This window comes from Sphingomonas sp. (assembly GCF_031372575.1).
Classification (GTDB): domain Bacteria; phylum Pseudomonadota; class Alphaproteobacteria; order Sphingomonadales; family Sphingomonadaceae; genus Sphingomicrobium.
In genome coordinates, this window is record NZ_JANMLM010000104.1 from 1 (window position 1) to 10,569 (window position 10,569).

10 protein-coding genes and 1 pseudogene are annotated in these 10,569 nt (G+C 62.0%); 7 read left to right on the forward strand and 4 right to left on the reverse strand.

All coding sequences use genetic code 11. The features are described from left to right. The coding region (locus RMN73_RS10235; RefSeq protein WP_309603227.1) for a hypothetical protein at positions 1-1,037 on the forward strand (1,037 nt) is incomplete at its 5' end. A 21-nt stretch (positions 1,038-1,058) separates the two neighbouring features. Here the strand turns inward: RMN73_RS10235 and RMN73_RS10240 are convergent. From RMN73_RS10240 to RMN73_RS10250, 3 genes are all read right to left on the reverse strand, one after another. Next, on the reverse strand, positions 1,059-2,066 hold the full coding sequence (locus tag RMN73_RS10240) for a TIR domain-containing protein (protein ID WP_309603228.1): 1,008 nt from the start codon (positions 2,064-2,066) through the stop codon (positions 1,059-1,061). A gap of 207 nt (positions 2,067-2,273) precedes the next feature. Further along, entirely contained in the window at positions 2,274-4,040 is a 1,767-nt protein-coding gene (locus tag RMN73_RS10245) for a tetratricopeptide repeat-containing protein (RefSeq protein WP_309603229.1), read from the reverse strand. A gap of 209 nt (positions 4,041-4,249) precedes the next feature. After that, a complete protein-coding gene (locus RMN73_RS10250; RefSeq protein WP_309603230.1) occupies positions 4,250-4,849 on the reverse strand; it encodes a hypothetical protein in 600 nt (199 codons plus the stop codon). Positions 4,850-5,104: 255 nt separating this feature from the next. Between RMN73_RS10250 and RMN73_RS10255 the strand changes: the two genes are divergently transcribed. Both RMN73_RS10255 and guaA read left to right on the forward strand, forming a co-directional pair. Beyond that, complete coding sequence (locus tag RMN73_RS10255) at positions 5,105-5,689, forward strand: hypothetical protein (RefSeq protein WP_309603231.1); 585 nt, start codon at positions 5,105-5,107, stop codon at positions 5,687-5,689. 88 nt (positions 5,690-5,777) lie between these two features. After that, positions 5,778-7,352 (forward strand): glutamine-hydrolyzing GMP synthase, encoded by a 1,575-nt coding sequence (gene guaA / locus RMN73_RS10260; protein WP_309603232.1) that lies wholly within the window; start codon positions 5,778-5,780, stop codon positions 7,350-7,352. A 64-nt stretch (positions 7,353-7,416) separates the two neighbouring features. Here guaA and RMN73_RS10265 read toward each other — a convergent pair whose 3' ends face one another. Beyond that, a complete protein-coding gene (locus RMN73_RS10265; RefSeq protein WP_309603233.1) occupies positions 7,417-8,007 on the reverse strand; it encodes a suppressor of fused domain protein in 591 nt (196 codons plus the stop codon). 130 nt (positions 8,008-8,137) lie between these two features. On the opposite strand from RMN73_RS10265, the gene RMN73_RS10270 reads away from it, so the two are divergent. The 4 genes and pseudogenes from RMN73_RS10270 to RMN73_RS10285 form a co-directional block, all read left to right on the forward strand. After that, positions 8,138-8,551, forward strand: a complete 414-nt coding sequence (locus RMN73_RS10270) for a hypothetical protein (RefSeq protein WP_309603234.1) — start codon at positions 8,138-8,140, stop codon at positions 8,549-8,551. A gap of 134 nt (positions 8,552-8,685) precedes the next feature. Further along, positions 8,686-9,156, forward strand: a complete 471-nt coding sequence (locus RMN73_RS10275; RefSeq protein WP_309603235.1) for a DUF4440 domain-containing protein — start codon at positions 8,686-8,688, stop codon at positions 9,154-9,156. Between the two features lie 491 nt (positions 9,157-9,647). After that, complete coding sequence (locus RMN73_RS10280) at positions 9,648-10,166, forward strand: fasciclin domain-containing protein (RefSeq protein ID WP_309603236.1); 519 nt, start codon at positions 9,648-9,650, stop codon at positions 10,164-10,166. Positions 10,167-10,336: 170 nt separating this feature from the next. Continuing rightward, positions 10,337-10,569: pseudogene (locus RMN73_RS10285) on the forward strand (MFS transporter); the annotation flags it as partial.

The window sequence follows — 10,569 nt, forward strand, 5'->3', positions numbered from 1 at the left end:
CCAAGGCCAAGCCTGCCCGGGCCGTCGCGCCCGGCGGCTTATGGTATCAGGATAAGCGCAAGGCCATGCTGGCCGGTGGTGGAGCGGCGGCACTGATCGCCGTCGCCGGTTTGTGGATGGTCACCAAGGATGGCTCGGGTGAAGCAATTCCGTCGCTTGAAATTCCGGATTCGCTCGACGGCGAGGCCGCTGCAAACCCGGTCCAGGCGCTGGGCCAATTATTGGCCGCCGAACGGGTGCTTGCCAACGACGCCCGCACGGCGGGGGCCCCGGCCACTGCGGTGAACGTGCTGGCGCTGGCCAGCGAACAGCTCGACAAGCAATATGCCGGATTGCCGACCGACGCCGCGCCGACCGGGGATACAGCGGCGCGGATCGGCGAGATGCAACGCACCGCGGCGGCGGCCAATGGCGAATTCGCCAGGACCTTGCTGGCGGATGCGGAGGGCCGGGCGCGCAATATCCCGGCCAACGCGCCGATCGGGCAGGTCAGCAGCGCATTGTCCGATCTTCGCTCGGCAGTGGCAGTGGCGACCAGTTCGACCGATCCGGGCCGCTCGCTTGGTGCCGCTCGTGACGCGCTCGTCAAATCGCGTGCGGTCGCAGCAGCGCTTCAGGGTGCCTATAGCGCGCAGGCCGCGAGCAAGCGGATCGCCGAGCCACTGCCGCAGGCACCCCGACCGGTCGCCGTCGGCACGACAATCAACGCGGTCGTGCCCAGCGCACCCGCCGTCGTCGCCCCGGTCACCAGCAGCAGCACGGTGGGAATTTCGCCCGCCAAGCGAGCCCAGTTGAACGGGATTGTCAGCAGCGGACGTGGACTGGCGCGACAAGTGATCGCGATGGGCGAGGGCGGCAATGCGGCACAAAAGGCCAATGCGCAGCTCGCCCGGAATTACGACAAATATCTCGCCACTGTCGGCGATTCAATGCGCGGCGCCAATAGCGATCGCGAGGTCGATGAATTGATCAAGAAAGCCAACCAGACCAAGGCCTATGTCGTGTTCCTTAACAAGCAGTCGTCAGCGGCGAAATAGACCCGCGCGGCGCACCGTCGATCAGGATCGGGCAAGTCTCGCTTCGCGCGGCTGCTTGCCGGGAGTGAAGCTGATTGGATCGGCGTGAGGCGGCGTGTCGGCGCGGGCGCGGACTTGATATTCGAACGACATGCTGCCGACGCGAAGGACCGAGCCGAGCGCCAGGCTTTCACTGTCGTCGATGCGCTTGTTGTCGATGAAGGTGCCGTTGGTCGAATTGAGATCCGACACGCGTAATTGGTCGTCCGCCAGCTCCACCAAGCAATGGGCGCGTGACACGTCCGACCCGGGGACGATGATATCGGCCGGCGCGGTACGACCGATCTTGAGCCCCGCCGGGCCGACCACGAACCGGGTCGCCTGCTCCGCCCCGTCCAGCACCTGCAGGCAATGCACCGTGTCGCTTTCGGGCAAGCGATATTCGTCGGATCGCCGGAAGAATTGGGTCTGTTCGTCGTCCGGCGGTTGCGGTCCGGCGTTTGACGAACCGGGGACCTTGTTGAGCTGCTTGATCGCCAGCGCCAGCGCTTCCTCGATCGCCTGCGATTCTTCGCGATAGGATTCGGCCGACTTGGCGACCGGCACGGGCGCGGCCACCGCTTCCTTTGCCGGGACCGCTGCATCATCATTGCTGCCATCGACGAGGCCGCGCAAATCGCCGATCAATCCCTGCCAGCGAGGATCGGACGTATCGCCGGTCCAGTCGCCAAGCGCGGCGGCGTGGGTCAATTCGAAGATGATCGGCAGGTTGCATGCTTCGATGATGACCGGAACAAGCTTGTCGCCGCGGTCGGCCAGGGTGGCTTCGGCTCGAACCCAGCGCGAGGAGACCGAGCGCGGCGACCACAGCACGACCACCGCTTTCGCTGCCCGCAATTCCTTCTCGATCACTTCGTCGAAGGTTTGCCCCGAACGCAGCACGGCATCCCACCACACGCTGAACCCCTCCTGCGCGAAGCAGGCCGCGAAATGCTGGGCCGCCGGTCGATCGTCCCGGCAGTAAGAAATGAAAATATCATGCCCGGCCACGCAATTCCCCTCATTCGACCGAATTTTCCGGCAACCGCACCGGGGCTGCCAGCAACGTTCACCGACCCACTGTGTTGTGACACACGTCCCCAAGCGACTCAGACAGCGCCCATTGATTATCTGTTAACCAAGCGCAATTGTCGAGGATAAACACCTGCATCTTATTGTTGGGCCAATCGCGGCCTACGAAGGGGCCGACACGGGTCATTATGCCTGATTTGTGCCAAGCCGGTACAATATGCGCTCGCCATAATTTTTGGCGAGATTCATTTTGCCGACATATTCGAACCGATAATCGGCGAGACTGTGGTCAAACGTCGCCGCGAATTGCTGGGTGGTATAGATTGCGCCGACCGGAACCCGCGGCTCGATCCGGGCCGCGACGGTGACTTCGGTGCCGTAAAACGTCCGCGCCTCCTGGACCGCATCGAAATGCTCGAAGATCGACCCATGGTGCAGGCTCATGCGCATCCCGCCCTCCGCCGGCAGTCCTGCTTCACGAAGCGCTTCGGGATCGAGCTCGGCCTGGATGCCGAGTGCGATTTCGGCCGCCAGCTCGGGCGTGGTGATGACGATGTAAATGGCATCGCCCCAGCTGTTGCGGCTGAGCACGGCGTCGGGATAGCGATCGAGCACCTTGGCGATCCGCCCCATGACGGTTTCCAGAAACTGCGCGACAAAATCTTCTTCGAGGCGGGAGAAACCGGCAAAGTCGGCGAATAGCATCGACCGAAGCGCCCGCTGCGGCCGGTGTCGACTGTCGGCCACGACGATTGAATCGAGCTTCGGCCGTCCTGGCCCGACCGGGACGACGCGGGTCTGGCCGCCCTGGCGCGCCCATTCGGCGCAATCGGACGCGGTGCCCGAAATCCCCGCAGGCGGCTGACCGTCCCACACCGCAAGCTGGAACAGATCGGCATGCATGATCAGCGAGCGCAGCCGCGCCAGCCCCATGATCAGTTTCGAGCAATAAGCGAATTGCTCGTCGTCCGCGACGTAGCGCATCTGGGTCGCAAAGGTGACCGACGCCGCCGCGTCGCGGACCTGGTCATAGCGCGCCGACCATTGCGAACCGCCAACCAGGACCGAGGTCTTGAGGAAGTCCTCCTCGGCGAAGGGCAAGACGATATGAAGCTCCCCGCCGCGCGCCAATATGGCTTCGGCGATCATGATGTCGGCGCCGCAGGCGAGCGCGCCATAAGCGATCAGCACCTCAAACTCATCGAGGATCGACCTGATCCCCCGGGCCAGCTCGGCTTCGGCCTGCCACCCCGCCGGAAGCATGTGCCCACAATAATGGATCACCGGCGTCGGCCGGATCGCGGCGAGCAACGCTGCGCACTCGTCGTCCGAAATTGACAGCTTTTTGGCGATCAGGCTGATTTGCCGAGCGGTCGACGCGACCAGCCCCGGCGACGCATCCGGACGCCGCCGCGCCGCCGCGAACAGCGCAGTTGCCTCGACCACATCGCCGCGCAACAAGGCCGCTTCCGCGCCCGACGCCGCTGCAAAATAATCCTTGGGCCGGATGATGTCGTCGCGTTCGAGAATCGCTTGGGCAAGCCGGCGCGCATCGTCGGTATCGCCCGCCAGAAACGAGGTCGTGGCGGCATTGATGGCGGAAAAATAACCGCCCGTCATGTCATGCGCCAGGCGATAGGCCTGGCTCGACTGGCGAAACAGATCGACCTGCGCCGTTCCGGTGGCGCGCGCGGCGAGATCCTTGAGCAAGCGACCCTTGAGGGCAGCGGCATCCTCGGTCGCGATCTGGTCGACCCGATTGCGCTCATACAGCCGCAGCGCGGAGTCCGGATCACCCAGCCGCGCCATCGCCAGCGCCTGCAGATAGCGTGCATCGGGATCGTCGGGAAACAGCTCGATCGCCGCGCGCGTGAGCTCGAACAGCGCGAACATGTCGCCACTCCCCAGCGCATCGTCGAACTGGCGACGATGTTCAAGGCTGACGATCTTCATGGGTGCGAACCGACGGATTGGAGCAACCCGAGCGCGCCTATGACCGTGGCATCACGCGGGACGCGGAGCCGGGGGGTTGTCGCGATCGAGCCAAAGAAAATCATGTCCGCTGTATCGTCCAAACATCACGATGTCCGCAATGGGTGGAAAGCAGACGCCCACCAATGTTCGCTAAGGCCGAAAAGCGCAGCCCCGAACCGGTCGGCGACCTAGCGCAGTTCCTTGCGGGTCAGCTTGCCGTCCTGGTCGGTGTCATAATTGGTGAAGCGCCGGCCGGCCGCTTTGTTGAATTCGTCGACCGTCACCCGCCGGTCGAGATTGGTGTCGGTCATTGCCACCGGCTGGGGCACGCTCGACAGGCTGATCGGCCCACCGCCGGGATGGATGCGCGTCGCGGACGGTGCGCTGCCGTCGGCGACGATGGCCACTTGCCCTTTTGCGACTGGCGCCGATGACGTGGGCGTCGGACGACGGCTCGATACAGCGGCGGCACCGCCGCCCGCCGCGCGAGTCCGGGCTGGCGCGTCGCGTTCATAAGCGGCCATTTCGTCGGCATCGATCACCTTGTCGTCATTGGCATCGAGCGCGGTGAAAAAGGCCTGCGCATCCTGTTGCAACTCGAGCCTGGAAATGGTGCCATCGCTATCGCGGTCGGCGAGCTTGTACCATTGATCGAACGGGTCTTCGCCGGCCGCGTTGGTGCGGAATGGTTCGCCCATCAAGCTCATGTAGACCGCGCTCTTGGCCGCTGCGGGCTGCGCCGAGAGGCAGAAAGCGGCGGCAATGACGGCAAAAGCGAGACGGCGCATGGGGGGTCCTCATGGATCGGCTTGGTGGAGCCTCATCTTGCCCGCTGACACGGCCGCCGACCAGTGCTTGTTTTCGCTGCGGCGGAAGCGGGCGCGGTGCAATTCAAGTTTCGCTATCGCAACGATCATGGAACCTGTTAACCAATCTGAACATTACGGTTCCGTCGCATTCAGGCGTCATGCAGCCGAATCGACCTAAAAGCGTTTCATTGGCGTCCCTCAGGTGGGGCGTGTGCTTATATCAGGAGGTTTGCCATGAAGGCTGTTTCGAAAATTCTAGCTGGCGGTGCGGCACTTGCAGCGCTGGTATCGGCGGCCCCGGCGGCCGCTCAATATCCGTATAGCGGATATAATAATGGCTACAATCAGGGCTATAACAACAACAATAATGTCGTTGGCCAGATACTCAACGGGATCCTCGGCGGCCGCAACTACCAGCAGAACGACCGCTATGCGATCGACATGTGCGTCCGCGCGACCGAGGCTCGCCTCAACGGTTACCAGGGCGCTTATGGCTATAACGGCTACGGCCAATATGGCGGCTATGGCAACAATGGCTACAATCAGGGCTATGCCGGTGCGCGGGTGACCAACATCACCAACGTCCAGCGCCGCTCGAACGGGCTGAAGATCTATGGCCTCGCCTCGTCGAATCGTAACGGCGGCTATGGCGGCGGTTACAACAATGGCTACAACAACAATGGCTACAATAACGGCTACAACAACAACGGTTACAACAACGGCTATGGCAACGATCGCTATGGCGCGCAGCTGAAGTTCAACTGCAAGGTGAACTTCCGCGGCCAGGTGACCGACGTCGACATCGATCGTCGTTACTAGTCGCTAGCGACCAATGAACAAACAGGGCGCGCGTCTCGAAAGGGGCGCGCGTCTTGCGTTGCGTGCCCGCGCTCCTTATCGGCTCGCCATGACGGCCAGCACCTCCCACGATTCCATCCTCATCGTCGATTTCGGAAGCCAGGTGACGCAATTGATTGCGCGCCGGGTGCGCGAGGCCGGGGTCTATTGCGAGATCGCGCCATTCCAGAGCGCAGAAGCGGCCTTCGAGCGGCTCGCCCCCAAGGGGATCATCCTGTCGGGATCGCCCGCCGGGGTGCCCGAAGCCAATAGCCCGCGCGCGCCGCAGATCTTGTTCGACGCCGGGGTGCCGATCCTCGGCATTTGCTACGGCCAGCAGGTGATGAGCCACCAGCTCGGCGGCACTGTCGAGGCGGGGGATGGCGGCGAATGGGCCGGCGAATTCGGCAAGGCGTATCTGACCGTGACCGAAGAATGCGCGTTGTTCGACGGGCTGTGGGCGGTGGGGGAACGGCACCAGGTGTGGATGAGCCACGGCGACAAGGTGACCGAATTCGCGCCGGGGTTCCGGATCGTCGCGGTCAGCGATGGCGCGCCGTTCGCGGTGATCGCCGACGAAGCGCGCCACTATTACGGGACGCAATTCCACCCCGAGGTGGTCCACACCCCCGATGGCGCGAAGTTGCTCGCCAATTTCGTTCATAAAGTGTGCGGAGTTGTCGGCGACTGGTCGATGCACGCCTATCGCGACGCCAAGGTCGCCGAGATCAGGGCGCAGGTCGGTGACGGGAAGGTGATTTGCGGGCTGTCGGGCGGGGTCGACAGCAGTGTCGCAGCGATCCTGATCCATGAGGCGATCGGCGCGCAACTGACGTGCGTGTTCGTCGATCATGGGCTGCTCAGGTTGAACGAGCGCGAACAGGTCGAGACCTTGTTCCGCGATCATTACAATATCCCGCTGGTGGTGGTCGACGCCGAGGAGCGCTTCATGGCCGGGCTCGCCGGGCTGACCGACCCCGAGGCGAAGCGCAAGTTCATCGGCGGCGAATTCATTGCCGTGTTCGAGGAAGAAGCGGCCAAATTGGACGGTGCGGACTTCCTCGCGCAGGGCACGCTCTACCCCGACGTGATCGAGAGCGTCAGCTTCACCGGCGGGCCGAGTGTGACGATCAAGAGCCACCACAATGTCGGGGGCCTCCCTGCGCGGATGAACATGCAATTGGTCGAACCGTTGCGCGAATTGTTCAAGGATGAAGTGCGCGCACTGGGCCGCGAATTGGGGCTCGACGAGGCGTTCGTCGGGCGCCACCCGTTCCCCGGTCCCGGCCTCGCGATCCGCATCCCCGGTGAGGTGACCAAGGACCGCTGCGACATCTTGCGCAAGGCGGACGCGGTGTATCTCAACGAGATCCGCAAGGCCGGGCTGTACGACGCCATCTGGCAGGCGTTCGCGGTGCTGCTGCCGGTGCGCACGGTCGGGGTGATGGGCGACTATCGCACCTACGATTTCGTGTGCGGATTGCGCGCGGTGACCAGCGTCGATGGCATGACGGCGGATGTCTATCCGTTCGACGCTGCGTTCCTGAGCGGCTGCGCGACGCGGATCATCAACGAAGTCAAAGGCATCAACCGCGTGGTGTATGATTATACATCAAAGCCGCCCGGGACGATCGAGTGGGAGTGAGCGCGGACTGAACCTGCTCGCGTCGTGATGCTAATGTCCGATATGGGTGGAAAGCGGACATTCGCTAGCCCACGACTGGCAAGCGATGGGGGTCAGTAAAGTCTATTGCGGCCTTTTCGAACAGGAACTCCAGTTGTCCAACTCCCTGTTCGTTAGCGAAATCCGCCTCCGCAGGAGTGATGGGCATCAGCCAGATGTAGCGGGTGCACGGACTCACGTGCGGCCATTCAAAATACTCTCCGAACGCGAACGGTGGAGGGAGTGAGGCAAGTAGATGCGTGCAAGCGGAGCCCTCCACCCACGGATGGCCAATGTCCAGCACCTTGTCCGGTTCTATGCTGAGATGGGGGTCCAGTTGAAAGAATGCCGCCATCTTGAGCAGCTGCTCATGCTCGGGCCGATTGTCGGCAGTGGCTAACACAAGTTCGGATCGCCAGTGGCATGTCTTCTCCGCTTGCCAGCATCCAGCCGTGGCATAGGTCCAAAAAGGGATGTTCGCGCTAGGTGGCATCGTTACGAGTGACCAGCCAAGCGGCGCCCTCCCGTTCGACTCGCTCCAGTCTTGCACATCGATAACGCCACCAGAAAACGCGCTTAGATGGTCGAACAACGCCTTATGCGGTTCATCTTTTGGCTCTCCGAGGATTCCAGTCATTCGCTTACTATGTCCGCTTCGCTAATGTCCGCAATGGGTCGAAAGCAGACGTTAGCACCTAGTGACCGTTTTGGGTGGAAAGCGGGCACTTTGTCCTGCATGGTTCCGGCTCACGAGCGGGGCAGTTACATTGAAGCGCAACTTTCAGTTTGAAGGCATTTCCGTGGTTCGTTGGGGTGACAGGTTCATTGACCTCCACAACGCTTATGATTTTGAAAGCTTTGGCACCGACCTGACGGGGAGCGAGGTCACACTGAGCTTCACTCGGAATGAACATGCAATCGACCCTGACGAGCTGCCGTCGAAGGTCACGCTTTCTTGCATGGGGAACGTTAGGGTCGCTTTTAATGACCTTTGTGAGATTGCTGCACCTCTCGACGATGAGGGTATCGAGATTGCCTACTTCGATGAGGGATGTGACTGGCCCTCATTTCTTAACGAGGAGATTGCTCGGTCGCAGGAGCCGCTGGGCTTACATGTTAGCTTAATCAACGGCCTCGCAATTCGCGTCTTTTGCGACGAGGCCACGCTCGACACTCAGTGATGCCCGCTAATGTCCGCAATGGGTGGAAAGCGGACATTAGCCACCAATGTTCGCGTTAGGTGCAATACGGTCTATAGGTTCCCGCGAGGATGCCGACGGGACTTGCTCTGCAAAAAAGTTTAAAGGGATCGACGATGACCTCACGGCATTCCCTTTTGAAATTCAGCCTCGTTTCTCTCCTGGCTTTCGGATCGGATGCTTCGACTGCATCGCCCAGTCGCTCCATCGCACCCCGAGCGGCCTACGACTTGCAGACGGGGAAGCTCGAAGCTTTTTTCCGAACTAGGACTCAGGACGGAGCAGCACTTCGGTCCATCTACACCCGTGAGGCCATCCTTGTTGAGGCAGACGGCAATATCATTCGGGGTCGCGACGCGATCGCGCGGCATTTCAAACAGATTCTGGCTAGCGGCGCTGTCGTGTCATTCAAAGTAACCACTACCACCTTCCGCACCCAAGGAGAGATTAGCTACGCCGGCGGGTACGAGGACATTGAGGTAAAGAGCGTAAACGGAAGCCGCCGTAATCGAAATCGTTTCTTCGACCTTCTGCGTCGCGAGCCCGATGGAGTCTGGCGCTTCGATTACATCATGGAAGCGCGATAATCGGCTCGTCGAAGCAGATCGGTTAGAGTGCCACGGCGAATTTCCGGTTTGGGTCGAAAGCGGACATTGGAGAATAGAGCTCCGAATGCGGGCTTGCGCTTTTCTGCGGAGCTAGTCGGACCCCTGAGGCGCTCGACTCATGCGGCCCCAACCTCGCACGCTCCAACCATAAAGCGCGATTGAGCGCCCATGGGTCGCGGACCCGTCACGCGCGCTCGCCCCGCATGGACCGTCGTGGGCGCGGCTCAACCCTAGCCTAATGTCCGTATTGGGCCGACCACGATCCTATGACCATGGTGCGTGGTGGGTGAAGAACGGACAAAGTGAAATCGTGGCGAGACCGGTCGGTCGCATGGGCGGGTTGGATCGAGCTTCGTGCGTCCAGACGGCTTCGCCACACGTTCCTCCCTTAACTTTACCAGGAGCACAACATGGTTTCGAACCTTCCAAAAGCATTACTCGTCGTTGCAGCAATCGGCCTGGGCGGGTGCATGACCACCGCGCCGATGGCGTCCGACAGCTCAAGCGCCATTTCATATGTTGGCGGAGCGGCGATGTACCCCACCAAGAACATCATCGAGAATGCCGTAAACTCCCCCGACCACACGACGTTGGTGGCCGCCGTCAAGGCAGCGGGACTGGTTGACACTTTGTCCGGCGCTGGCCCGTTCACCGTGTTCGCGCCAACCAATGCCGCCTTCGCCAAATTGCCGGCCGGGACGGTCGACACCCTGCTGCGGCCCGAGAATCTGGCGACGCTGCAATCGGTCCTGACGTACCACGTCGTTGCCGGCCGGGTGACGGCCGCGGATCTGATGTCGATGATCAGAGCCGGCGGTGGTCAAGCGCGGCTCGTGACTGTCCAGGGCGGCACCTTGACCGCGCGCATGCAGGGCAGCGGCATTGTCCTGATCGACGCCAAGGGCGGCACTGCCAACGTCACGCAGGCGAACGTCCTGCAGTCCAATGGCGTGATCCACGTCACCGATTCCGTTTCGTTGCCAGGCTAAGGTTCCCCCCTTCCTTGCGTGGTGCGATTTGGCGGCCCCCGAAATTTCGGGGGCCGTCTTTCGTTGAGCTGATAGTGTCCGACGCCTGACACCCGCAACGTGGCGGCCTCGACGCCGAGCGCTTGAACAATAAAGCGCGATTGGGCACCCTTGGGTCGAGGGGAGCCATCATGCCGTTCAGCGACCAGTCCGTCCCGCCCGCCCGCCCACGCCAATCCTCCGCGCTGGTGATCGGGGCGTCGTCGCTCGGGACCATTTTCGAATGGTATGATTTCTACCTATACGGGCTGCTGGCGACGATCATTTCGGCGCAATTCTTCAGCGGGGTGGACGAGACGACGGGGTTCATCTTCGCGCTCGCCGCTTTTGCCGCAGGCTTCCTGGTCCGCCCCTTCGGAGCGGT